This is a genomic window from Tamlana crocina (assembly GCA_040429635.1).
Taxonomy (GTDB): Bacteria; Bacteroidota; Bacteroidia; order Flavobacteriales; family Flavobacteriaceae; genus Flavisericum; species Flavisericum crocinum.
On sequence record CP158972.1, the window covers coordinates 164,930 to 188,906 of the forward strand.

21 protein-coding genes and 1 tRNA gene are annotated in these 23,977 nt (G+C 39.2%); 13 read left to right on the forward strand and 9 right to left on the reverse strand.

What is annotated here, in order from left to right:
* The first annotated feature begins 38 nt into the window (after positions 1–38).
* From ABI125_00695 to ABI125_00715, 5 genes are all read left to right on the forward strand, one after another.
* Positions 39–3,173 (forward strand): UvrD-helicase domain-containing protein, encoded by a 3,135-nt coding sequence (locus ABI125_00695; GenBank protein ID XCF06391.1) that lies wholly within the window; start codon positions 39–41, stop codon positions 3,171–3,173.
* 226 nt (positions 3,174–3,399) lie between these two features.
* Positions 3,400–4,791 (forward strand): OmpA family protein, encoded by a 1,392-nt coding sequence (locus ABI125_00700; GenBank protein ID XCF06392.1) that lies wholly within the window; start codon positions 3,400–3,402, stop codon positions 4,789–4,791.
* 76 nt (positions 4,792–4,867) lie between these two features.
* Positions 4,868–7,624: a PD-(D/E)XK nuclease family protein gene (locus ABI125_00705; GenBank protein ID XCF06393.1), complete on the forward strand. Its 2,757-nt coding sequence runs from the start codon at positions 4,868–4,870 to the stop codon at positions 7,622–7,624.
* 2 nt (positions 7,625–7,626) lie between these two features.
* Entirely contained in the window at positions 7,627–8,475 is an 849-nt protein-coding gene (locus ABI125_00710) for an alpha/beta fold hydrolase (protein XCF06394.1), read from the forward strand.
* Positions 8,476–10,152 carry a glycerol-3-phosphate dehydrogenase/oxidase gene (locus tag ABI125_00715; protein XCF06395.1) on the forward strand — a complete coding sequence of 559 codons (1,677 nt, stop codon included), beginning with the start codon at positions 8,476–8,478 and terminating at the stop codon, positions 10,150–10,152.
* Positions 10,153–10,189: 37 nt separating this feature from the next.
* Here the strand turns inward: ABI125_00715 and ABI125_00720 are convergent.
* Positions 10,190–10,263 (reverse strand) — tRNA-Ala (locus ABI125_00720).
* 193 nt (positions 10,264–10,456) lie between these two features.
* Between ABI125_00720 and ABI125_00725 the strand changes: the two genes are divergently transcribed.
* The gene (locus tag ABI125_00725) at positions 10,457–11,791 is read left to right on the forward strand and encodes an MATE family efflux transporter (protein XCF06396.1); all 1,335 of its coding nucleotides are present in this window, start codon (positions 10,457–10,459) and stop codon (positions 11,789–11,791) included.
* Positions 11,792–11,897: 106 nt separating this feature from the next.
* Here ABI125_00725 and ABI125_00730 read toward each other — a convergent pair whose 3' ends face one another.
* Positions 11,898–12,539, reverse strand: a complete 642-nt coding sequence (locus ABI125_00730) for a 2OG-Fe(II) oxygenase (GenBank protein XCF06397.1) — start codon at positions 12,537–12,539, stop codon at positions 11,898–11,900.
* Positions 12,540–12,688: 149 nt separating this feature from the next.
* On the opposite strand from ABI125_00730, the gene ABI125_00735 reads away from it, so the two are divergent.
* Together ABI125_00735 and ABI125_00740 are read left to right on the forward strand one after the other, a co-directional pair.
* Positions 12,689–13,144, forward strand: a complete 456-nt coding sequence (locus ABI125_00735) for a 6-carboxytetrahydropterin synthase (GenBank protein ID XCF06398.1) — start codon at positions 12,689–12,691, stop codon at positions 13,142–13,144.
* A gap of 162 nt (positions 13,145–13,306) precedes the next feature.
* Positions 13,307–14,059, forward strand: a complete 753-nt coding sequence (locus ABI125_00740) for a UDP-2,3-diacylglucosamine diphosphatase (protein XCF07925.1) — start codon at positions 13,307–13,309, stop codon at positions 14,057–14,059.
* Positions 14,060–14,066: 7 nt separating this feature from the next.
* Here ABI125_00740 and ABI125_00745 read toward each other — a convergent pair whose 3' ends face one another.
* The 3 genes from ABI125_00745 to ABI125_00755 form a co-directional block, all read right to left on the reverse strand.
* Positions 14,067–15,332 carry an MFS transporter gene (locus ABI125_00745; protein XCF06399.1) on the reverse strand — a complete coding sequence of 422 codons (1,266 nt, stop codon included), beginning with the start codon at positions 15,330–15,332 and terminating at the stop codon, positions 14,067–14,069.
* Positions 15,333–15,434: 102 nt separating this feature from the next.
* Positions 15,435–17,126, reverse strand: a complete 1,692-nt coding sequence (gene recJ / locus ABI125_00750; GenBank protein ID XCF06400.1) for a single-stranded-DNA-specific exonuclease RecJ — start codon at positions 17,124–17,126, stop codon at positions 15,435–15,437.
* A 33-nt stretch (positions 17,127–17,159) separates the two neighbouring features.
* Complete coding sequence (locus ABI125_00755) at positions 17,160–17,585, reverse strand: OsmC family protein (GenBank protein ID XCF06401.1); 426 nt, start codon at positions 17,583–17,585, stop codon at positions 17,160–17,162.
* A 58-nt stretch (positions 17,586–17,643) separates the two neighbouring features.
* Here ABI125_00755 and ABI125_00760 point away from each other — a divergent pair, with 58 nt between their 5' ends.
* Entirely contained in the window at positions 17,644–18,234 is a 591-nt protein-coding gene (locus tag ABI125_00760; protein ID XCF06402.1) for a carboxymuconolactone decarboxylase family protein, read from the forward strand.
* Positions 18,235–18,358: 124 nt separating this feature from the next.
* Positions 18,359–19,132 (forward strand): hypothetical protein, encoded by a 774-nt coding sequence (locus ABI125_00765; protein XCF06403.1) that lies wholly within the window; start codon positions 18,359–18,361, stop codon positions 19,130–19,132.
* On the opposite strand, the gene ABI125_00770 is transcribed toward ABI125_00765, so the two are convergent.
* From ABI125_00770 to ABI125_00785, 4 genes are read right to left on the reverse strand one after another with little or no spacing between them, the layout of a single operon-like run.
* On the reverse strand, positions 19,129–19,698 hold the full coding sequence (locus tag ABI125_00770; protein ID XCF06404.1) for a uracil-DNA glycosylase family protein: 570 nt from the start codon (positions 19,696–19,698) through the stop codon (positions 19,129–19,131). The genes ABI125_00765 and ABI125_00770 overlap by 4 nt on opposite strands.
* Before the next feature lie 51 nt (positions 19,699–19,749).
* The gene (locus ABI125_00775; GenBank protein ID XCF06405.1) at positions 19,750–20,094 is read right to left on the reverse strand and encodes a HopJ type III effector protein; all 345 of its coding nucleotides are present in this window, start codon (positions 20,092–20,094) and stop codon (positions 19,750–19,752) included.
* Positions 20,095–20,103: 9 nt separating this feature from the next.
* Positions 20,104–20,778 (reverse strand): 16S rRNA (cytidine(1402)-2'-O)-methyltransferase, encoded by a 675-nt coding sequence (rsmI, locus tag ABI125_00780; GenBank protein XCF06406.1) that lies wholly within the window; start codon positions 20,776–20,778, stop codon positions 20,104–20,106.
* 3 nt (positions 20,779–20,781) lie between these two features.
* On the reverse strand, positions 20,782–21,525 hold the full coding sequence (locus ABI125_00785) for a hypothetical protein (protein XCF06407.1): 744 nt from the start codon (positions 21,523–21,525) through the stop codon (positions 20,782–20,784).
* A 108-nt stretch (positions 21,526–21,633) separates the two neighbouring features.
* On the opposite strand from ABI125_00785, the gene ABI125_00790 reads away from it, so the two are divergent.
* From ABI125_00790 to mscL, 3 genes are all read left to right on the forward strand, one after another.
* Positions 21,634–22,281 (forward strand): thymidine kinase, encoded by a 648-nt coding sequence (locus ABI125_00790; GenBank protein ID XCF06408.1) that lies wholly within the window; start codon positions 21,634–21,636, stop codon positions 22,279–22,281.
* Positions 22,274–23,380, forward strand: a complete 1,107-nt coding sequence (gene alr / locus ABI125_00795) for an alanine racemase (protein XCF06409.1) — start codon at positions 22,274–22,276, stop codon at positions 23,378–23,380. The genes ABI125_00790 and alr overlap by 8 nt, the downstream gene beginning before the upstream one ends.
* A gap of 63 nt (positions 23,381–23,443) precedes the next feature.
* Complete coding sequence (mscL, locus tag ABI125_00800) at positions 23,444–23,845, forward strand: large-conductance mechanosensitive channel protein MscL (protein XCF06410.1); 402 nt, start codon at positions 23,444–23,446, stop codon at positions 23,843–23,845.
* Positions 23,846–23,977: the final 132 nt, after the last annotated feature.

The following is a 23,977-nucleotide window of genomic DNA, read 5'->3' on the forward strand; positions in this document are numbered from 1 at the left end:
TGATTGTTTGTTTTTATCTTGTAAACAAATAAAACAAAATGCCTAAAAAATCGCCGTTTACCATATATAATGCTTCTGCCGGAAGTGGCAAAACCTACACCCTTGTAAAAGAATATTTAAAGATTCTATTCAGCTCAAATAGTCCTTTTGAATTCAGGCGTATTTTGGCCATAACCTTTACCAATAAGGCGGTGGCCGAAATGAAGGAGCGCATTATCGAAACGCTAAAAATATTTTCAGACAGCGAAATTTTAACGGCAAACCACAGTATGTTCAAATCCATTTGTAAAGAATTGGAAATGCCATCAAAAGAGCTTCACAAAAAATCGGAAAAGCTACTCCATACCATTCTGCACAATTATGCGGCTTTTGATATTTCGACCATTGATGGGTTTACCCATAAAATTATCCGCACTTTTGCCCACGACCTCAAATTACCTTTGAATTTTGAAGTAGAACTGGATCAAGAGGCACTTTTAAACGAAGCGGTAGATAGCCTTATTGCCAAGGCAGGGACAAACGATGCCCTAACTCAAATTTTGGTAGATTTTGCCATTGAAAAGGCCGATGACGATAAAAGTTGGGACGTCGCTATCGATTTCAACAAAATGGCCAAGCTTTTGGTGAATGAAAATGATATTCCGTTTTTACAAACACTGAAAGACAAAACATTGGCTGATTTTAACTCGTTAAAATCACAATTGAAAAAAGACATTGCTGAAACCGAATCGTCCATCTCGAAAATTGCAAAAAGTATATTAAGTACCATTGAAAAGTCCGGATTGGAATTTACAGATTTTTCTGGAGGCTATTTGCCAAAACACTTTCAAAAACTGGCCAACACCGATTTCAATGTTCATTTTACGGCCAAGTGGCAGGAAGACCTTGAAACAAAAACACTGTACCCCAAACGGGTTTCAGAACATATTGCTTCAACCATAGAGCAGATTCAACCGCAAATTGCATCGGCTTTCAATGATTCAAAACAAGCTGTTTTTCTGCTGAAATTTTTAAAAGCCTTTTACAAAAACATCACGCCGCTTTCTGTGTTGAACGCTATAAACAAAGAATTGATTGCTCTAAAAGTAGAGCAAAATAAAATGCTTATTTCAGAATTCAACGCCATCATTAACAACGAAATTAAAGCACAGCCCACTCCTTTTATTTATGAACGTATTGGCGAAAAATTCAAACATTATTTTATTGACGAATTTCAGGACACCTCGGTGGTGCAGTGGCAAAATTTATTGCCATTACTCGGCAACTCCCTATCGGCCGAAAACGGAAGCACCATGCTGGTTGGCGATGCCAAACAGGCCATTTACCGATGGCGTGGTGGCAAGGCCGAACAGTTTATCGAATTGTTCAATAATGAAAATCCGTTTTATGTTGAAAAGACAGTAAAAAATCTCCCGGCCAATTTTCGAAGTTTTAAAGAAGTTGTAAGTTTCAACAACGGCCTTTTCAGCTTTTTGGCACATCAGGTTTTTAATGATGATATGTACAGCCACCTATACAACCACGCCGAACAAAACATCACTAAAACCGATGATGGCTATGTAGAATTGGAGTTTTTGGACCTCACTAAAAACGACGACCGTGATGCATTTTTTACCGAAACCGTTTTGAAAAAAATAAACAACTGTTTGACAAACGGTTTTGCTCTTGGCGATATTTGTGTTTTGGTAAGAAAGAAAAAAGACGGCGTGGCCGTGGCCAATTTTTTGAGCCAAAATAACATTCCCATTATATCGTCAGAAACCTTGCTTTTAAACAATGCACCCGAAGTACAGTTCGTCAACCATTTTTTAGGGCTTTTGCTGCAACCCAAAAACAAGGAAATAAAAATTAGAGTGCTTCAATTTCTAACCAAACATTTTGAAATTGAAAACCAGCATGATTTTTTCATTGAAAATATCGACACGCCTGTTTCAGAACTACTGAAAAAACTGGAACCCTTTGATGTGTTTATAAAAGCCGAAGGCCTATTTCAACTACCTCTTTTCGATTTGGCCGAAACCATTGTTCGCCAATTTAATTTGGTGCAAAACAGCAATGCCTATATTCAATTCTATTTGGATGTTGTTTTGGATTTTACGCAGAAAAAAGGCTCTGATATTTCTGGATTTTTAGAGTATTTCGACAAAAAGAAAGACAACCTAAGCATTGTTTCACCTTTGGGGCAAAATGCGGTACAGATTATGACTATTCACAAATCGAAAGGTTTGGAATTTCCGGTGGTTATTTTTCCGTATGTCGATCTGGACATTTACCGCGAAAAAGAGCCTAAAGAATGGTTTGCCATCAACAAAGAGCAATATCAGGGTTTTACACATACGCTGCTTAATTACAATAAGGATTTTGAATATTTTGGAGATGAGGGCAAGCAGATTTACAATAAGCACCAGTCGGAATTGGAATTGGACAACATCAACCTACTCTACGTAGCTTTAACCCGTGCTGCTGAGCAACTTTACATTGTTTCTGCAAAAGATATTTCAACAAAAGGCGAAGCCAACACCAAAAAATATTCAGGATTATTAATTAGCTACCTTCAGCATTTGGGTCTATGGGAAGAGTCAAAGTTGATATATAGTTTCGGAAGTTCAAAAAAGACCTCAACAACTTCCGAAGAAAAACAAACCAACACCCAATTGCAGGACGAATTCATTTCAACGGCAAAAGAGCAACACCACATAAAAGTAGTAACCAAATCGAGCTTTTTATGGGATACTGCACAAAAAGAAGCTATTGAAAGGGGGAATTTGATACACGATATTATGGCACAAATTAAAACCAAAGCCGATATTGATTTTGTAATTGATGATTTTTTTGGCGCTTCCGTTATTGATGACTTGCAAGCTTCTGAGCTGAAAGAAACCGTTGTTCAAATTATCAACCATTCCAAAATTAGCGACTATTTTACCAAAACCTACACCACTTATAATGAACGCGACATTATTACTAAACAAGGTATTACTCTTAGGCCGGATAAAGTCGCTGTAAACAAAAAAAACGAAGCCGTTATTATTGATTACAAAACGGGAGTCGAAGATGAAAAACACATACAACAGCTACAACTTTACCAAGACGTTTTGGAAGAAATGGGCATTGTCATCAAAAAGAGAATCTTGGTGTATATAAATGACGACATTAAAATAAAACAGGTTTAAATCTGTCAAAACAGCTGGTATTATGGCTTGTTTTAAGGAATCGCATTCGGGCAAATGCGCCATAACCTTGGCTAAAGCAAGTTATACTCTAAAAATAATCTAAATTGAATCTGAACTATCGACGAAAGGTACATTTGTACTATTTTTTTTTATATTTGTCTTTGTTAATAACATTTAACAACTTACTTTTGTTCACAATTAACACTTAAAAATTAAACTTTTGAATATGAAAAATCTTAGCAGATTACTGTTCGCTATGTTGCTTGTACTTGGTTATAGCAACGCTAATGCGCAAGACGAAAACAACCCTTGGCAAATTACCATTGGGGCAAACGCGGTTGATGCTTACCCTTCTGGAGATGGTGTAGTAGGCGACGCTTACCTAGGTAGCGGTTTAGGCGATGAATTTTTTAACGCTAGCGACCACTGGAACATTTTACCATCGTTATCAACCATTTCTGTATCTAAATATCTAAGCAGCGGATTTTCTTTCGGAATTACGGGTTCTTTAAATAAAATTGAAAACTGGGGAGATAAAGCAAACACTGTACCAGAAGAAGTAAACAAAGTTGATGATTGGTCTTACTACGGTGTAGACGGTACCATTAAGTACAACTTTTTACAAGGAACAACTATCGACCCTTACTTAGGTGTAGGTGGTGGTTACACTTGGGTTGACGAAATTGGTGCTGGTACTTTAAACGGTACTTTAGGTGTAAACATTTGGTTTAGCGAAAACGTTGGTTTAACGCTCCAAACCGCATACAAGCACGCTTTCGAAGATTACTTACAAACTCACTTCCAGCACAGTGCAGGTATCTCTATTAAATTTGGAGGAACTGATACTGACGGAGATGGCATTTACGACAAAGATGATGCTTGTCCAGATGTTGCTGGTTTAGAAGCTTTCAACGGTTGTCCTGATACTGACGGTGACGGTATTGAAGATAGCAAAGACGATTGTCCTAACGAAGCTGGTTTAGCTGAGCTTAACGGATGCCCAGACCAAGATGGTGACGGTATAGCAGACAACAAAGATAACTGCCCAACTGTTGCCGGTGTAGCTGCTTTAGCTGGTTGTCCAGATGCTGACGGTGACGGTGTAACTGATGCTGACGATAAGTGTCCTAACCAAGCTGGTCCTTCTGCTAACAACGGTTGCCCATGGCCAGATACTGATGGTGACGGTGTATTAGACAAAGACGATAAGTGTCCTGAAATTAAAGGTACTGTAGCAAACGCTGGTTGTCCAGAAGTAACTGCTGAAGTTCAAAAACAACTTAACGAGTACGCAAAAACAATCTTGTTTGATACTGGTAAATCAACTATCAAATCTCAATCTGCTGAAGTTTTAGCTGATATCATCAAAATCTTAAACGAGTATCCTAACTCTAAGTTTACTGTTGAAGGTCACACTGATAGCGTAGGTAGCGAAACTTTAAACCAAAGATTGTCTGATTCTAGAGCTAATGCTGTAAAAGAGTACTTAGTTGAGAATGGTATCGATGCCTTCAGACTTTCTGCTCTTGGTTACGGAGAATCTAAACCAATCGATTCTAACAAAACTAGAGCTGGTAGAGCTAACAACAGACGTGTAGAAATTAACTTGGCTAAGTAATTTACAGCCCAGATAATTTTCAAATAATAAGTAAAAAAACGCTTCGGATTTCCGAAGCGTTTTTTATTTTTATAACATGACGACTTTTATTTTTGATGTTTTAAAAGACTTAAAAAACAGCACACAATCTTTTTCCGAACTCACCTTCATTGTTCCCAGTAAACGTGCGGGGCTGTTCTTAAAACATCAACTGCCGCAAGTTTTAAATCAAACTATTTTTTCACCAGAAATTATAAGCATTGAAGAATTTGTTGGGCAACTTTCCCAACTCAAAACCATCTCGAATACCGAATTGCTTTTTGAGTTTTACAATAGTTATTCTCAGTTAACAAAGCCTCAAAAACGAGATTCATTCGACACCTTTACCAAATGGGCGCAAATACTCCTGCAGGATTTTAACGAGATTGACCGTTACCTGATTCCACAGGAAAAGATTTTCAATTACTTAAGTGCCATTCAAGATTTAAACCATTGGTCACTCGAAGTCAATAAAACCGATTTTGTAAAAAACTACCTTTCGTTTTGGAAAAAGCTTCACAACTACTATGACCATTTTCATGAAGCTTTGTTGACCAAAGGATTAGGCTACCAAGGATTGGTTTACAGAGAAGCCGTTGAAAACCTGGAACCCTACATTCAAAACAATTCCAAAAAACAACATATTTTTTTGGGGTTCAATGCACTAAACACTTCAGAATCTACCATCATTCAAGAATTGCTTCAAAATGAAATGGCCAAAGTATATTGGGATATTGATGCAGAATTTTTCAATAACAAAAACCACGATGCCGGGCTGTTTACAAGACAGCACAAAAACAACTGGAAACACTTTAAAACCCATCCGTTTAATTGGGTAACAAAGCATTATTCCGAAGAAAAAAACATATCGGTTTTTGGCATTCCTAAAAATATAGGCCAAGCCAAATACATCGGTTCAATCTTAAAAAAATTACAAGGTAACAATCCCTCGTTGCAAAATACTGCGGTAGTTTTGGGCGACGAAAACTTACTTGTCCCGGTGCTCAACTCCATTCCTCCAAACGTTGATGCGCTTAACATCACTATGGGGTTTCCGTTAAAATCCATTCCTTTGGCTACTTTGTTCGAATCACTATTCCTTTTACACAAACATTCACCAACAACGTTTTACTATAAAGATGTAGTTAAAATCATTTCGCATCAATTTATAAAACCATTGTTTTTTGTTGAAAACACAGATTACTCATCGGTGATAACCGAAACTATCGATCAAAACAATTTAGTGTATTTGAAAAAGGAAAAACTCAACGAAATAACTCCTAAAGGTGAAAATATTATCGATTTACTATTTTCAAATTGGGGAACCTCAGTTGAAAATACTTTAGAAAACTGCACTAATTTAATCCTACTTATAAAACAGCATTTAGACAAAAACAAAACCGCTAATTTACTTGCTCTGGAATATTTGTACCGATTCAGTACGCTTTTCAAGGAAATATCAAAATTAAATTCAGAGCATCCGTATATCGACAACGTTTCAACCCTGCACGGCATTTACAAAGAGCTTTTAAGTTCAGAAACTCTCGATTTTCAAGGTGAACCATTGCAGGGCTTACAAATTATGGGAATGTTGGAATCGCGTGTTCTCGATTTTGAAACCGTTATCATTTCTTCGGTTAACGAAGGCATTCTTCCATCAGGAAAAACCCAAAATTCGTTCATTCCGTTTGATGTCAAGTTAGAAAACCAGCTCCCAACTTACAAAGAAAAAGACGCCGTTTACACCTACCATTTTTATAGACTTTTACAGCGCGCTAAAAACATTTACATTTTATACAACACAGAGGCTGATGTGTTGACCGGTGGCGAAAAAAGTCGATTTATCACGCAACTGGAATTGGAGGGCAAACACCAAATCAACCACAAAATATTAGCGCCAAACGTGCCGGTAATTCCCGCAGAATTGCAATGCATCAAAAAAACACCCGACCTGCAAAAGAAATTAATTGCATTGTCCGGAAAAGGATTTTCGCCCTCATCGCTCACCAATTACGTCAGGAATCCCATTGATTTTTACTACCAAAGCATCCTAAAAATTCGCGAGAACAACGATGTTGAAGAAACCGTGGCGGCCAACACTTTGGGGACAGTAGTTCATAATACTTTGGAAGATTTTTACAAACCGCTTACTGGAACATTTTTAACCATTGAAATCATCAATCAACTCAAAACAAATATTGAAGAACGGGTAACCTACCATTTTAAAAACGAATACAAACAAGGTGATATTTCAACCGGAAAAAATCTGATTATTTTTGAAATTGCCAAGCGCTATGTCTCCAATTTTCTTAAATTAGAGATGCAAGCCCTAAAAGCAGGGAATGAAATTAAAATATTGGCCATTGAAGCCGATAATGAAATAGAAATCCATATTCCTGAACTCGATTTTCCTATAAAATTAAAAGGAAAGGTAGATCGTGTGGATGAGTGCAACGGAATGATTAGGATTATTGACTACAAAACCGGAAAGGTAGAACAAAATCAAGTGGAAATTGTGGATTGGCAAGACATTACAACCGATTATAAAAAATACAGCAAAAGTTTCCAAGTGCTTTGTTATGCCTACATGATGCAGGCCTCACAAAATCTGAAGTTCCCTATTGAAGCGGGCATTATTTCGTTTAAAAACCTTAGTTCGGGGTTTTTAAAATTCGCCCAAAAAGAATCATCATCCAGCCGAAAGAAAGACAGCCTGATAACCCAAAATACGTTGTTGGACTTCGAAGCAGAACTTAAAAAGTTGATAATTGAAATTTGCAGTCCGAACATCGATTTCGTAGAAAAAGAAGTTTAAAAATGACCATTGAAAAAAACATTGTATTAGAAGGAAAACACGGCAAACCTATTTTGGCCGACGTGTTTTTTGAAGAAAACAACACACCAAAACCCATTATCATTTTTTGCCACGGCTATAAAGGATTTAAAGATTGGGGCGCATGGGATTTAATGGCAAAAGCATTCGCCGCATCCGGTTTTTTCTTTATAAAGTTTAATTTTTCGCATAATGGCGGCACTGTAGACCAACCCATTGATTTCCTCGATTTGGAAGCCTTTGGAAACAATAATTACACTAAAGAATTGGATGATTTACAAACCGTTATGGAATGGGTTTCTAACGGTTTTCCATTTAAAAACGAAGCAAACACCGGCAATATTAACTTACTAGGCCATAGTAGAGCTGGCGGTATAGTTACGATTAAAGCCGAAGAAGACCACCGTATAAAACGAGTAATAAGTTTGGCTGGCGTTTCAGATTACGCCTCTCGGGGCCCCATTTCCGGCGATGCCGAAAAATGGAAAAAAGAAGGCGTAAAATATGTTGTAAACGGGCGCACCAAACAAAATATGCCCCATTATTACCAGTTTTATGCAGATTTCAAAAACAACGAAGAACGACTGACCATTAAACGCGCGGTTTCAAAATTGAATATTCCATTTTTAATTATCCATGGTAATGAAGACCCGACAGTCCTAGTGAGCGAAGCCCACAATCTTAAACGTTGGAAACCCGATAGCACGCTTAAAATCATTGAAGGTGCCGACCATGTTTTTGGAGCCTCTCATCCGTATGAAAAAGAACGTCTACCCAACCATTTAAGTGAGGCCGTACAAGAAGCTATTTCATTTTTAACACCAAACGAATGAATGGCAAACCCATCCACTTTTTCCGTTTTAAACCGGGCAAAACAGCTTGAAACACTCCAGTCCACCACTTATGACTTAGCCATTATTGGCGGAGGTATTACTGGTGCAGGCATTGCTCTCGATGCTGCAAGCCGGGGCATGACTGTCTGTTTAGTTGAAAAACACGATTTTGCTTCCGGAACGAGCAATAAATCCACAAAACTCATTCATGGCGGGCTGCGCTACTTAAAACAATTTGAAATCGGTTTGGTTCATGAATCGGGTACCGAACGTGCCATTGTTCATAAATTGGCACCTCACCTTGTAGTTCCAGAAAAAATGTTGCTCCCGCTCATAAAAGGTGGTACCTATGGAAAATTATTGACTTCCATTGGTTTAAAAATTTATGATTATTTGGCCGATGTTTCCAAAAGCGACAAGCGGGTGATGCTCGATAAAACTGAAACTCTTAAAAAAGAGCCCTTGTTGGATGACTCGAAAGTTTTGGGCGGCGGGCTTTACGCTGAATACCGAACAGATGATGCCCGGCTAACCATCGAAATACTTAAAACGGCCGCTTCCTTCGGGGCTAATTTGATTAACTATTGCGATGTACAATCCTTCAATTACAATCAAAATCATAAAATAAAAAGTCTTAATTGCATCGATCATAATACCGAAAACACTTTGGTAATAAAGGCGAAACACTTTATTTCTGCCACGGGGCCATGGGTTGATACTTTGCGGAACAAAGACCATTCATTAACCCAAAAACATCTTCACATTACCAAAGGGGTGCATATTGTTTTTCCTTGGGAAAAACTGCCTATAAAACAATCCGTTTACTTCGATGTGCCGGACGGACGCATGGTTTTTGCTATTCCTAGAGGCCGAATAACCTATGTTGGCACTACCGACACCAATTATTCTGGAAATTTAAACCGTGTGGTAGCAACAAAACAGGATGTAGAGTATCTTATCAACGCTGTAAACAACACCTTTAATCAACTAAACTTAACGCTTAGCGATGTAGAATCGAGTTGGGCTGGATTAAGACCCCTTATCCACGAAGACGGCAAAGCACCTTCTGAGCTGTCGCGTAAAGATGAGTTGTTTATTTCTGAAAGTGGATTGATTTCTATTGCCGGCGGAAAACTCACAGGTTATCGAAAAATGGCACAAAGAGCAATTAAAGCGGTTTTAAAGCAAATGGATGACGAGGAAAAGTCTAACTTGAAAAAATCGAAAACAACGCAAATTCCATTGGTAAACCCTTCATTTAAGGATGAAAATGAGGTTTCCCAATTCCAAAACCAACTAAAAGAGGAGTTAAAAGCCATGGGGGTTACAGATGCCTATTACGCCCCATATTTATGTGCCACTTATGGAAAAATGGCTGACAGCATAATACTTAAATCGGCGTCTTTTGAAAACACAGATTCCTTAACAAGATTAATACGTGCCGAATTGTGGTACAGTATTCATCATGAAATGGTGAATAGTTTATCCGACTTTTTTGTGCGCCGTACCGGCCGTTTGTTTTTTGATATTGCCAGTGTAAAGACCTATTCTGAACTTATTTTAAAGGATATGGCAGAGTATCTAGGTTGGGATAGCAGCCGTATTTCAACTGAAAAAAATAACCTAAACATTTTAATACTTGATGCTACCACGTTTTATGACAGTGAGTTTATGTAAAACAAAAAAAGCTTCCAAGAAATTGAAAGCTTTTTTGTGGAGAAGATGGGATTCGAACCCACGACCTCTTGACTGCCAGTCAAGCGCTCTAGCCAACTGAGCTACATCCCCATTACTGTTGTTCACTTCAAAATTATGCTGTAATAACAATTATAATTTCGAACGGCAAATATATACAATTATCCTGTTTGCTGTACATAATGGATTAAATTATTTCGCCTGCCCCAACAAAAATTAAAATATTCTACTTCCTAAAAAGGTAAAACACAAATTTAAAATACCTTTGACCCCGAAAATCCTCAGTATGAGCATCGATATTAGTTTAAAACACATCAACAATTTGGCTATTCCAGCATTAATTGCAGGCGTAGCTGAACCCATTTTATCGATGACCGATGCCGCCATTGTGGGGCATATTGAATTTAACGCCACCGAATCGTTAGCCGCAGTGGGCATTGTTTCCACATTTTTATCCATGCTCATTTGGGTCTTGGGGCAAACCCGAAGTGCCATTTCGTCGTTAGTTTCGCAATACCTAGGCGCCAACAAATTAGCGCAAATCAAAGATTTACCCGCTCAGGCCATTTTCATAATCACCTCATTAAGTTTGTTGATTATTGCTGCTACCTACCCATTCGCCCAATACATTTTTAAACTGTATAATGCTTCTGGGTTAATTTTAGATTACACCGTGTTATATTACAAAATTAGGGTACTCGGGTTTCCGTTCACTTTGTTTACTATAGCTGTTTTTGGGGCTTTCCGTGGATTGCAAAACACCTACCACCCCATGATTATCGCCATAATTGGTGCGGCTGTGAATATTATATTGGACGTCATTTTGGTCTATGGTATCGATGGCTATATTGCTCCAATAAATCTTAAGGGTGCAGCTTACGCTAGTGTGATTGCCCAAATGCTTATGGCAGGCTTATCGGCATACTTTTTATTGAAAAAAACCACTATTCCTTTAAAAGTGAGTTTGCCTTTCAATCCAGAAATCAGGCGTTTTATTTTTATGATTCTCAATTTATTTGTGCGTACCGTAGCCCTAAATGTCACTTTATATTTTGCCAGTTCGTTTGCTACTGGTTACGGTGCCAATTACATTGCCGCTTATACCATTGCCATAAATTTATGGTTTTTCGGAGCCTTTGTAGTTGATGGTTATGCTGGTGCCGGAAACATTCTTTCCGGAAAACTTTTTGGTGCCGAAGCCTACAGCACATTAATTGCGCTAAGTAACAAACTCATTAAATACGGATTGATTATAGGCGTAATTCTAGCTGTTATTGGTGCTGTTTTTTACTATCCTATTGGACGTATTTTCACCAAAGAACCCGAAGTTTTAGAAGCATTTTACAGCATCTTTTGGATTATTCTGGCCATGCAGCCCCTCGGTACTTTAGCCTTTATTTTCGACGGCATGTTTAAAGGTCTCGGAAAAATGGAATACCTCCGTAATGTGTTACTGTTTTCAACCTTTATCGTCTTTATTCCCATCCTTTTTGCACTCGATGGGTTGGGTTATAAACTACATGCCATTTTTATTGCCATTACCTTTTGGATGTTGGCACGGGGCGTTCCTCTGATTGTAAAATTCAGAAAGACTTTTTTACCATTGTCTGAAAAACAATAACTTTGCCTCCCTAAAAACAAAATCATGGGCAACAGACTTTTTCTAATCTTAGCCGTAGTGCTTATCGTTATTTATTTTTACAACCGATACCGAGGCCGCCGGTAGTCTATCGGGTTTTCAACCACCCCGTAATACTTAAACGCTGCGTGTTTACGGGCTTCACTTCGTGCTCAATTATTTGGCTTTCAAAAATAACAATCCGTCCCGGGAATGGATAAATCACCTTTTCCATTTCTTCGCCGTTTTCGTTTAAATACAACACCAATTCACCGCCATTTTCCGGCAACCAATCTTCTTCGTTTAAATAGCAAACCAACGAGAGTTTTCGTCTGTCGTCATTTTGAAATGTATCGATATGCCTTTTATAAAATGTCCCTTTGGGGTAAAGCGCATAATGGAACTCCTTTTGTAAAATACCCAAAAAACAAGTGCGATTTAGGTAATCCACCAAATGGTTTATTCTGTTAAAAAACAATTGCTCCACCGTATTGGCTTTGCGCTCATCCATCCATAGAATAAAATCGCCACGTATGGATTTTTCAATGGTTTCGTTTACGCGGTTACCAATGGCCGCCTTCTTAAAAGCATCGGCTTCGTGCTTTTGCTGCAACATTTGCCTTAATAACGCAACCTCATCCTGAGTGAAGAAATCCTCAACAATACTGTATTGCTGTTTCCCAATATCGGCAATCAATTGCTCGTAAACGGGGTTTTCTTCAAAACCTACAGATTCAAAAAGTGGATTCATTTAGTTAAAATCAAAACGGTATATCTTTAAAATTGAACAACTTCGGTGCATCTAAATCTCGATTATCGAGTAAAAAGCGCGCAAATGTAATGTAAAAATCAATTGCTCGTACAAAATCAATATATTTGCAGCATAATTTTTAATCACCCATGGGGAACAACATCCGCATCACCAAAAAATTCGATTTTGAAACCGCCCACGCCCTTTACGGCTACGACGGAAAGTGCAAAAACATACACGGCCATAGCTACAAACTTTTTGTTACAGTTATTGGTAAACCTATAACCGACAAATCGAACGTGAAGTACGGTATGGTTATCGATTTTGGCGACCTCAAAAAAATTGTAAAAGAAGAAATTGTAAACGTTTTCGACCACGCCACGGTGTTCAACAAAAACACCCCTCACGTGGAGCTGGCTAAAGATCTTGAAGCCCTTGGACACAATATTTTGTTGGTCGATTACCAACCCACCAGCGAAATGATGGTACTAGATTTTGCAAAAAAAATAAGCAAGCGGCTGCCCAAACAAATCATGCTGCACAGCTTAAAACTTCAAGAAACCGAAACCGCATTTGCTGAATGGTTTGCGTACGATAATAATTAGGGCGTTACCTTTCAGGTCGGGCTTTACGCGCTACACGGTAGCTTGCTTCAATCCCTAACGCGTTTATGTGCCTAGTGCTAGGCTTGTCCTATGTTTTTTTTGCACCACAAAAATAGAAGAATGGAATTCCAGCCTTCAAAGGAATTAACTTATATTTACGGCATGCAAATCCCGAAAGGAAAAAAAATATATTTCGCATCCGATAACCATTTGGGCGCACCAACGGCCGAAGCCTCCCGTCCACGCGAAAAAAAATTCGTGGCTTGGCTCGACGAGGTAAAGCACGATGCCGCGGCTATTTTTCTATTGGGCGATATGTTCGATTTTTGGATGGAATTTAAAACGGTAGTACCGCGTGGCTTTACACGAACCCTCGGCAAACTCGCCGAAATTAGCGATTCGGGCATTCCTATTTACTATTTTGTGGGCAACCACGACCTTTGGATGAACGGCTATTTTGAGGAAGAACTGAATATTCCCGTATTCCACAAACCCAAAGAATTCACCTTTAACAACAAAGCCTTTTTTATTGGCCATGGTGATGGTTTAGGGCCGGGCGACAAAGGCTATAAACGCATGAAAAAGGTATTTACCAACCCGTTTTGCAAATGGCTGTTCCGTTGGCTGCATCCCGATTTGGGCGTACGCATGGCACAGTACCTTTCGGTAAAAAACAAGATGATTTCAGGCGATGAAGACGCCCAATTTTTGGGTGAGGACAATGAGTGGCTGGTGCAATACTGCAAGCGCAAGTTAGAGGACAAACACCGTGATTACTTCGTGTTTGGCCACCGTCATTTACCTTTGAACATTGACCTTAACGAACGTTCAAAATACATCAACTTGGGCGATTGGATCTCATATTTTACTTATGGCGTTTTTGATGGGGAAACCTTGGAGTTAAAGGAGTATTAAGTCAAGACTATTTCCCTTCAATGGCCTCGATTTCTTTAGTCAAATCCAAATTCCTGAGCGTATGATTTTTGGCTCCAATAGCGGTAACGGTAATCAAAGTCATGGTGCCACCAAAAACCACGGCCGCCACAGGACCAATTAATTTGGCTGCTAACCCGCTTTCAAAAGCGCCCAATTCATTTGAAGACCCCACAAACATTGAATTTACCGCCGATACTCGCCCGCGCATATCATCGGGGGTTTTTAGCTGTAAAATGGTTTGCCTAATTACCATGGAAACCCCATCGGTTGCGCCACTTAAAAACAGTGCCACAACACTTACCCAAAAGCTATTCGACAGCCCAAAAGCTATAATGCAGAGTCCGAAACCGAAAATAGTAGCCAGCAGTTTTTTTCCTGCATTTCTACTTATCGGCATGTAAGTGGTCATAAACATACTAAAGATACTTCCCAATGAAATTGAGGCATTTAAAATGCCAAACCCCTTCGAACCGACTTCCAAAATATCTTGCGCAAAAACAGACAATAGCGCTACCGTTCCTCCAAATAAAACCGCAATCATATCTAAAGTCAAGGCACCTAAAATGGCTTTATCGCTAAACACAAAGCGTACACCCACTTTTAAACTTTCTTTGACCGGTTCTCCAATTTTCGGATTTAAAATGGGTTTTTTCTTGATTAAAAAAGTAAGTCCGAAAGAAATACTCACCAAAATAAATATTAAACATAATGTTTTGGGAACGCCCATCCAATGGATGGAAAAACCACCCAAAAGTGCTCCTAAAACGGCTGCTGCTTTCCAAGTACTGGTGCTCCATGTGGCGGCGTTGGGATATATTTTCTTCGGAACAATGAGCGCCACCAACGAAAAAATAGTGGGCCCGAAAAACGAACGCAAAAAGCCTCCAAAAAACACAAGTGCATAAATGGCATATAAGATGGATTGGGTATTCCAATCGCCAACAATTTTGTCGGAAGTCAGTAAAAACAGCCCCAAACTCATCAATGAAAATGCCGCTATGCAAAGCGCCAACAGATTCCGTTTTTCCTTTTGATCCACAATGTGTCCGGCAAACAGTGCCATGGTAAACGCAGGGATGATTTCCATCAAACCAATCAAACCTAAATACAGTGGGTCTTTGGTAAGGCTATACACCTGCCATTCAATAACAATAAATTGCATGGACCAACCAAATACCAATACAAAACGTACCAATAAAAAAATATTGAATTCCTTTATTCGTAATGCCGCATAAGGGTCTGTTCTTGCCATCCTATTTTAATTTTTATACGAAAACTAAATTAAGCGCACCCTTTATTTTAGTTTTCGTATAAAATCTAAAATAAGAGAATTCGTTATTTTAAAATTTGTGCTCTATTTTATGTCTCTAAGCTTCAACTGCAAACTCACATTGCCGCGCCATTCGTTTTCATCAATGGAATACACCGCTTTAAACGGCTTTCCTTCAGAAATAATTTCGAATTTATCGCCCATACTAAACCCAATGCCTACAAATCGGTCTGGCGAGGTAGGTTGTGTGGCGGTTAATCTTAAATGGGTTTTGTCTTCGCCCACGCACTTTCCGTAACCTGTGTCTATTAAGTTATCGGACATAAAAACAGGTGTCATGTTATTCGGGCCGTAGGGGGCAAATTGTTTTAAAATCCTGTAAAATTTGGGCGTAATATTCTTTAAATCGATTTGGGCATCAATTTTAATTTCGGGCGTCAATAAGTTCCTGTCTATGGTTTTTGAAACTACCTCTTCAAAGGCCTGCTTAAAGGCTTCATAGTTTTTTTCTTCGAGCGTTAAACCCGCTGCATATTTATGTCCGCCAAATTGCTCGATATGCTCTTTACAGGCTTCCAAGGCATTGTAAACATCGAATCCCCTGACCGAGCGTGCCGAAGCGGCCAATTTATTGCCACTTTTGGTAAATACTAAAGTTGGGCGATAGTAAGTTTCGGTTAACCGCGAAGCCACAATGCCAATAACACCTTTATGCCATTCGGGATGGTAAACCACAGTAGTTAGCCTATCTTGCTCGTTATTTTCTTCAATCTGTTGGAGTGCTTCCTCAGTAATTTGTTTATCGGTTTCGCGACGCTCTAAATTATAATTATTGATTTCTTCGGCGTATTTGGCCGCCAAATCGTCTTCTTCTTCCGCCAATAAAGTCACCGCATAATTACCGTGTTCCATCCGCCCAGCGGCATTGATTCTTGGTGCCACAACAAACACCACATCGGTGATGGTCAGCTCAGTTTTTTCAACCTGATTTAAAATGGCTTTGATACCAGGACGTGGATTGGTATTGATAACCAACAACCCAAAATAAGCCAACACGCGGTTTTCGCCATCAATGGGAACAATATCGGCACCAATGGCCGTGGCCACCAAATCGAGATACTCAGTTAAATCGGCCGCCGTTTTTCCCTCTTTTGAAGCCAAAGCCTGGACGAGCTTAAAACCAACGCCACAACCACACAATTCTTTGTACGGGTAATTACAATCTTCACGTTTGGGATCTAAAACCGCAACGGCATCGGGAATTTCGTCTCCCGGACGGTGGTGATCACAAATAATAAAATCGATTCCCAACGATTTGGCATGTGCTACTTTTTCAACCGATTTAATACCACAATCGAGCGCTATAATTAACGTAAAATCATTTTCCAAAGCAAAGTTGATGCCTTTATAAGAGACTCCGTAACCTTCGTCGTACCGGTTCGGGATATAAGTATAAACCAAATTGTGCCTTGTTTTTAGGTAGGTGGACATAAGTGCCACCGCCGTAGTGCCATCCACATCGTAATCGCCGTACACCAAAATATTTTCGTTATTTGCAAAAGCCTTTTCTATTCGGGCTACAGCCTTATCCATATCTTTCATCAAGAACGGATTGTGCAAGTGCTTCAATTTGGGTCTAAAAAAACGTTTAGCTTCATCGAAGGTTTCAACGCCACGTTGTAATAGCAAAGTCGCAATGTGTTCGTCAACCTTAAGCGCCTTTTGCAAGGTCTTTACTTTTTTAGGTTCCGGTTGTGGTTTTATGGTCCAGCGCATAAAAATAGCTTAACTACTCGGTAGGGTAAAAATCTAATTATCGTAATGAAAGTGTGTTTGAACATCCAATTCTGAAAACTGACGGAACATTTCCATTACACCGCAGTATTTTTCAATGGATAAATCGACCGCACGCTGCAATTTTTTTTCGCTTAAATTTTCGCCGTAAAAATGAAAATGCATCGCTACTTTATCGTAATACTTGGGATGCTCTTCAGTTAGATTCGCTTCAATTTCAATGCTGAAATCATCCACCTCCAATTTCATTTTCTTGATTAAAGCAGCCACATCTATTCCAGAGCATCCAGCCAAACCAGAAAGCATCAATGCTTTGGGGCGGTAGCCTTCGCCTTTTCCTCCGTTTTCTTCTCCGGCATCAATAAATAAATTGAGTCCAGATGGGTTTGTACTTTCAAACCGCATTTCGCCTAACCACTTTGTAGAAACTTTAACTGACATTGCTTTAAACTATTTTTTGTTACTTGTAGTTGTCAAAAATACTACAAAATTCACAACTATGCCTTTAGTAACGCCTTTATCTGCAGATCATGATTTGGAAACCAAAAAATTAGCCGAATTTTTTAATGAAACCCTTGGTTTTTGTCCCAATTCAGTACTCACCATGCAACACCGGCCAGCAATAAGTAAAGCGTTTATTAATTTGAATAAAGCCGTTATGGCGAACGAAGGGCGGGTTACCTCTGCCCTTAAGCGCATGATGGCTTGGGTAAGTAGCAATGCCACCGGTTGCCGTTATTGCCAAGCCCATGCTATTCGGGCTGCCGAGCGCTACGGCGCTGAACAGGAACAATTGGATAACATTTGGGACTACCGCACCCACCCAGCTTTTAGCGAAGCCGAACGCGCTGCCTTAGATTTCAGTTTGGCCGCCAGCCAAGTGCCAAATGCTGTTGATGAGGATTTAAAAAAGCGTTTACATCAATATTGGAACGATGGCGAAATTGTTGAAATGCTCGGGGTGATTTCTCTTTTTGGCTATTTAAACCGTTGGAATGATAGTATGGCGACCACCATTGAAACTGGCGCAGTTGAAAGTGGAGAGAAATATTTGGGGAAACATGGCTGGGAACGCGGGAAGCATGGCTGATTTACTATTCCTGTGAAGACAGGAATCTCATTATTTTTATCTTTTATCTGTTTTTTTGGTTGCCACTAATTCACGAATGACTTAAATTTAAACCTTACAAACCATGTTGAAAAAACTTCACCTAATGCCAACCAAATTTATTATATGCTTTGCTTCCGCCAGTTTATTTATCCACAGTTGTAAAAAAGAACCTCAAAACAACGATAACAATTTTAAATTGGTGGCTCGAAATTCCTACTTTGTGGATTCTCATAACGACATTAGCATCTACAGAAGTAATGAAGACCGAAAGCTTTTAAATGGTTATTATGTTGTGGGCGACAAATTCAAAAAGTGGGAAGAATTTAATGTAACCAATGGCATACTGAATGGCACTTACATTGTTTTCCATAGCAATGGGGAAATTTTTTCGCAGTCCAATTATTTAAACGGAAAATTGCATGGTGAGGAGAAAACCTTCAACCTTTCAGGACAGCTTTCTAAGGTAAACACGCATAAAAACGGTGTGCTGTACGGCAAAAGCATTTCATATTTTGATAATGGCAACATCAAATCTGAATCGAAGATAGAAGATGAAGAAGTAATCGAATCGGTATCATTCGATTTAATTGGCAATATTGAATCCCAAATGTTTATAAAGGAAGGCCGCAGCATCACCCAAACCATAAAAAACGGAAAAGTATTTTCTGAACAAATATCGTCTAACTACGACGATTTTGAAGCCATTAAGTTTTATAATCCAGATGGTTCTCTAAAAATGTTCCTAAGAATGTTGGAAGATGGCGATAACGGCTATTTAATTGAACTCGACGAAAATAACGAGGAAATTAAACGAATAAACATAAAAGAAAATCCACAGGAAATATTCAAATATCAAGAATACTTAAAAGCATTTTAAACGAGTTTCTTCACTATTTGCTGCAACACTGGCAACACCTCAACTTCAAACCAAGGATTCTTAGCCAACCAAAACCGATTTCTTGGCGACGGATGCGGCAACGGCAGATATTTGGGCAAATAGTCGTTATAATTTTTAACCGTTTCGGTGAGCGTTTTTTTAGCTACTTTTCCCAAATAGTAGTTTTGGGCGTACATGCCTATTAAAAGTACAAGCTCCACTTGCTTCATCCCGTCAAACAACTTTTGGTGCCACTGTGGCGCGCATTCGGGGCGAGGAGGCAAATCGCCACTTTCTCCTTTTCCGGGGTAACAAAACCCCATGGGGATTATAGCAAAATTTTCAGGATTGTAAAACACCTCTGGAGTAACATCCAGCCATTTCCGCAGTTGCTTACCACTTGCATCATCCCACGGAATACCAGATGCATGTACCTTGGTGCCGGGGGCTTGCCCCACAATAACGATTTTAGAATGGGTATGCGCCGAAACAACAGGTCGCGGGCCAAGTGGAAGGTCCGCTTCACAAATGGTACATTGTTTTATGTTTTCAAGTAACTGTTGCATCGAATATTGTGTGACGCATCACATTTTTAACATGACACTCGAACTAAACTCTTACTTTCCTTTTAATGGCTCTCCTTCAAAAGATAAACCATCAAACCCCGTTTTCATAAAATTACGGATATTTTGGTGGCCATTTCCGTTGGGGTCTTTTAATACGTCTTCAAAATAGAATTGACCGAAACAGGCCAAGGTTTCTTCTTTTGATAAATTCTGTAATTTGGCAAAAGCCAATAATTTGCACGACCCTGAATTTTCGCCTGCTTTATTTTCTAGATCTCCATTTTTAAAGGCTGTGGGCGTAAATTGGTAGTGCGCTTCAATTACATCCATAGTTTCTGAAAATGCTACGATTTTTGGTGTATTTTTTAATTTATTCTTAAAAGTTTCAATAGTCATTTTTCAATTTTATTTATTCGTTCCAGCTACCACAATAACAATTTCGCCTTTGGGTGGTTTTTGGGTATAATGTTCTAACACTTCGCGGGCCGTTCCGCGGATGGTTTCTTCGTATAGTTTGGTCAATTCGCGAGACACGGACAATTGTCGGTCATCACCAAAATACTCGCAAAAATGCCCCAGAGTTTTCACTAATTTATGCGGACTTTCATAAAAAATCATGGTTCGTGGCTCTTGTGCCAAAAGCAACAATCTTGTTTGGCGGCCTTTCTTTACGGGCAGAAAACCTTCAAATACAAATTTATCGTTAGGCAGCCCAGAATTGACCAAAGCTGGCACAAAAGCCGTCGCTCCGGGCAAACATTCCACTTCAATATTATTCTCGATACAAGCACGCGAAAGCAAAAAACCAGGGTCGGAAATGGCCGGCGTACCCGCATCACTAATCAATGCAATGGTACTTCCTCCTTTTATTTTCTGCACAACAGCATCAACGGTTTTGTGTTCGTTGTGCATGTGGTGCGATTGCATGGGGGTCGAAATTTCGAAATGTTTTAAAAGTTTTCCCGAGGTTCGGGTGTCTTCGGCCAAAATTAAATCGGCTGTTTTCAAAACGTCAACGGCGCGAAAGGTGATGTCTTTTAAATTGCCTATGGGTGTAGGCACGATGTAGAGTTTACTCATGGGTTAGTTAAACTTGGCTTCGATAATTTCCATAAAACGCCCTTCAAACTCCTCTTTGTCCTCCCAATTGTTGTAATCGGGTTTTACCATGGTTTCAATAAAATTCTTGGCATTGGCAAAGGTTTGAAAGGTATTTAATTGCGAAATAACGCGAATATAATCTTCATTTTGGCCATCAAAAAGGTGCTTTATAAACGCTATTTTGTCATTCAGCCCAATGTTGAATCCACCAATTTTCAATTTATCGTTCAATGATTTTTTTTCATTTGGCACACCGTTTTGGCTGCTCGTCACAGGCTCGAATATGGGGGTTTCATCAAAGCCGGCTGTAATATCGTCTAGGCTGTATTGCGGTTTTGGCGGTTCAGGCTTGGTGTCTTTAACAATAGGCTCTTGTTCCTCATCTTCGTCTGGCATAAAGGCCACCATATCCTTTATTTTGTTCATAACGGGCTCCATAATGGCCTCGTTTTCATTTTCATCTAAGTTAACATAGATTTTATCCTCAACCTCAATATTGTCACTTATTTTATTGTTGAAAGCTTTATCCAACATTCCAAAAAACGAAGTATCGCTACCTATGGTGGGCAGGTCTTCTCCAAAATGGTCGTGGGCAAATTTTAAAACCGATAATTTTTCATAAAGCAAGGCCACTTCGGCATGCATTTTAAGCACATCTTCCTTTCCTTTTAACTTAAGAACTCGGTGTGCAATGGCTATAAGTTCGGCCTCTATCTTCTTCTTCATGGTTTAAAACTTTAAAAAATTATACTCGGTAGGCTTTTGTTTTTTCCTAAATTTACGCCACCTTTATGCAAACGAATAATCGCTTTGTTTTAGTGCTAAAATTACGAAATGTTTCTTGAAAATACGGTAAATCATAAAGAACAATTTGGTTGGATTGAAGTCATCTGTGGCTCAATGTTTTCGGGAAAAACCGAAGAACTCATCAGAAGATTGAAGCGTGCCCAATTTGCCCGCCAAAAAGTAGAAATCTTTAAACCGGCTTTAGATGTGCGCTACGATGAAGACATGGTAGTGTCGCACGATGCCAACGAAATACGCTCAACGCCCGTTCCTGCTGCCGCCAATATTCCTATTTTGGCCGATGGTTGCGATGTAGTGGGCATTGATGAAGCCCAGTTTTTTGATGAAGAAATCGTTCGTATCTGCAACGACCTAGCAAACAAAGGTGTTCGGGTTATAGTGGCCGGACTCGATATGGACTTTAAAGGCAACCCCTTTGGCCCCATGCCCAATTTAATGGCGACGGCCGAATATGTTACTAAAGTGCACGCCGTGTGTACCCGTACCGGAAATTTGGCGCAGTACAGCTACCGAAAATCAAAAAGCGACAATTTGGTACTTTTGGGCGAAGTGGAAGAATACGAACCATTGAGCAGAGCGGCTTACTACAAGGCCATGCTGCGCGACAAAGTGCGAAACATGAAGGTTAACGATGCCGAAGAAATAATAAACAAACCCAAAGACCCCAATGCCTAAAGCACAGCAAACAGTGCTAGAAATTAACCTAAAGGCACTTTCGGAAAACTTAAAGCATTTACAATCTAAACTACAGCCCAACACCAAATTTATGGCCGTAGTCAAGGCTTTTGCATACGGCAACGACCCCTGCGAAATAGCCCATTTTTTAGAAAAACGCGATGTAGATTACTTTGCAGTGGCGTACACCAACGAAGGCGTGGCGTTGAGGGAGTCTGGAATTACCAAACCTATTTTGGTGCTCCATCCGCAAACGGTAAATTTCAAGGAACTGATTGAGCACTGTTTGGAACCTGCCCTTTACAATACCAAAATTTTAGATGAATTTTTGGAAGTCGCTTCCGCGGAAAAACTGAATCATTACCCCATTCATATTAAATTCAACACCGGATTGAATCGATTGGGTTTCAGTGAAAACGACGTAAATAGTATTGCTTCAAAAGTAAAAAATACCGAAGCTGTAAAGGTTGAATCCATTTTTTCACATTTAGCCGCCAGTGAAGATTTAAATGAAAAAGCCTTCACCCAAAACCAAATTGAGCGTTTTAATAATATCTCAAACCGTTTTACGGAAGCCATTGGTTACAAGCCCATCCTTCACATGTGCAATACTTCGGGCATTTTAAACTATCCGGAAGCACATTTCGATATGGTAAGAAGCGGTATTGGCTTGTACGGTTTTGGAAACTCCAAAAAGGAAAACCAATTCTTAAAGCCCATTGGCACTTTAAAAACGGTTATTTCACAAATTCATCACGTTGAACCAGGCGAAAGCGTAGGCTATAACCGCGGTTTTATTAGCACAAAACCTACCAAAACCGCCACTTTACCCATTGGCCACGCCGACGGTATTGGCCGTCAATATGGTAAAGGCAAAGGCTATGTAACCATCAACAACCAAAAGACTTTTATTGTGGGTAATGTTTGTATGGATATGATTATGGTTGATGTATCTAACATTGATTGCAAGGAAGGCGACGAGGTCATCGTTTTTAACGCAGAAACCACTGCCGAAAATTTGGCCGATACAGCAAACACTATTTCCTATGAGCTTATAACCTCGATTTCACAACGGATTAAGCGCGTTTTTATAACCTAAAAAATTATTAAATGTTAATTTTTTTTAGTTAATTTGAGAAACACTATCTAAAAATTTAAAATTATGCTTAAAGAGTTTAAGGAATTTGCAATGAAGGGCAACCTTGTTGACATTGCAGTTGGTTTTGTTATGGGTGCCGCTTTTAAAGAAGTGGTTTCTTCATTTACGGGAGGTATCGTTTCCCCACTAATTGGATTGATATTCAAGTCCGATTTCAAAGATTTAAAATATATCATAAAAGAAGGTACGCTTAACGACACCGGAGAAATGGTTGGTGAAGTTGCCGTATTGTGGGGATCGTTCTTAACCAATGTTATCGACTTTATCATTGTGGCATTCGTAATGTTTATGCTTGTAAAAGGTGTTAACAAGATGAAGAAGAAAGAAGAACCAGCTCCTGAAGCTCCAAAAGGCCCAACTCAAGAAGAGTTACTAGGTGAAATTAGAGATTTGTTAAAAAAATAACAATCTGTTAATAATACAACAACCTGTTATTTGTTGTTAAAAAGCCCTCGTTTTTTAAAAATGAGGGCTTTTTTTAGATTTTAAAATGGAATTAATACTTAGTTTTGTCTCCACAAATTTTTAAAAAAGTAT

What these genes read in the sequence shown, in the direction of transcription:
- ABI125_00695 (XCF06391.1), top strand. Translation starts at nt 39, where the DNA reads ATGCCTAAAAAATCGCCGTTTACCATATATAATGCTTCTGCCGGAAGT.
- ABI125_00700 (XCF06392.1), top strand. Translation starts at nt 3,400, where the DNA reads ATGAAAAATCTTAGCAGATTACTGTTCGCTATGTTGCTTGTACTTGGT.
- ABI125_00705 (XCF06393.1), top strand. Translation starts at nt 4,868, where the DNA reads ATGACGACTTTTATTTTTGATGTTTTAAAAGACTTAAAAAACAGCACA.
- ABI125_00710 (XCF06394.1), top strand. Translation starts at nt 7,627, where the DNA reads ATGACCATTGAAAAAAACATTGTATTAGAAGGAAAACACGGCAAACCT.
- ABI125_00715 (XCF06395.1), top strand. Translation starts at nt 8,476, where the DNA reads ATGGCAAACCCATCCACTTTTTCCGTTTTAAACCGGGCAAAACAGCTT.
- ABI125_00725 (XCF06396.1), top strand. Translation starts at nt 10,457, where the DNA reads ATGAGCATCGATATTAGTTTAAAACACATCAACAATTTGGCTATTCCA.
- ABI125_00730 (XCF06397.1), bottom strand. Translation starts at nt 12,539, where the DNA reads ATGAATCCACTTTTTGAATCTGTAGGTTTTGAAGAAAACCCCGTTTAC.
- ABI125_00735 (XCF06398.1), top strand. Translation starts at nt 12,689, where the DNA reads ATGGGGAACAACATCCGCATCACCAAAAAATTCGATTTTGAAACCGCC.
- ABI125_00740 (XCF07925.1), top strand. Translation starts at nt 13,307, where the DNA reads ATGCAAATCCCGAAAGGAAAAAAAATATATTTCGCATCCGATAACCAT.
- ABI125_00745 (XCF06399.1), bottom strand. Translation starts at nt 15,332, where the DNA reads ATGGCAAGAACAGACCCTTATGCGGCATTACGAATAAAGGAATTCAAT.
- recJ (XCF06400.1), bottom strand. Translation starts at nt 17,126, where the DNA reads ATGCGCTGGACCATAAAACCACAACCGGAACCTAAAAAAGTAAAGACC.
- ABI125_00755 (XCF06401.1), bottom strand. Translation starts at nt 17,585, where the DNA reads ATGTCAGTTAAAGTTTCTACAAAGTGGTTAGGCGAAATGCGGTTTGAA.
- ABI125_00760 (XCF06402.1), top strand. Translation starts at nt 17,644, where the DNA reads ATGCCTTTAGTAACGCCTTTATCTGCAGATCATGATTTGGAAACCAAA.
- ABI125_00765 (XCF06403.1), top strand. Translation starts at nt 18,359, where the DNA reads ATGCCAACCAAATTTATTATATGCTTTGCTTCCGCCAGTTTATTTATC.
- ABI125_00770 (XCF06404.1), bottom strand. Translation starts at nt 19,698, where the DNA reads ATGCAACAGTTACTTGAAAACATAAAACAATGTACCATTTGTGAAGCG.
- ABI125_00775 (XCF06405.1), bottom strand. Translation starts at nt 20,094, where the DNA reads ATGACTATTGAAACTTTTAAGAATAAATTAAAAAATACACCAAAAATC.
- rsmI (XCF06406.1), bottom strand. Translation starts at nt 20,778, where the DNA reads ATGAGTAAACTCTACATCGTGCCTACACCCATAGGCAATTTAAAAGAC.
- ABI125_00785 (XCF06407.1), bottom strand. Translation starts at nt 21,525, where the DNA reads ATGAAGAAGAAGATAGAGGCCGAACTTATAGCCATTGCACACCGAGTT.
- ABI125_00790 (XCF06408.1), top strand. Translation starts at nt 21,634, where the DNA reads ATGTTTCTTGAAAATACGGTAAATCATAAAGAACAATTTGGTTGGATT.
- alr (XCF06409.1), top strand. Translation starts at nt 22,274, where the DNA reads ATGCCTAAAGCACAGCAAACAGTGCTAGAAATTAACCTAAAGGCACTT.
- mscL (XCF06410.1), top strand. Translation starts at nt 23,444, where the DNA reads ATGCTTAAAGAGTTTAAGGAATTTGCAATGAAGGGCAACCTTGTTGAC.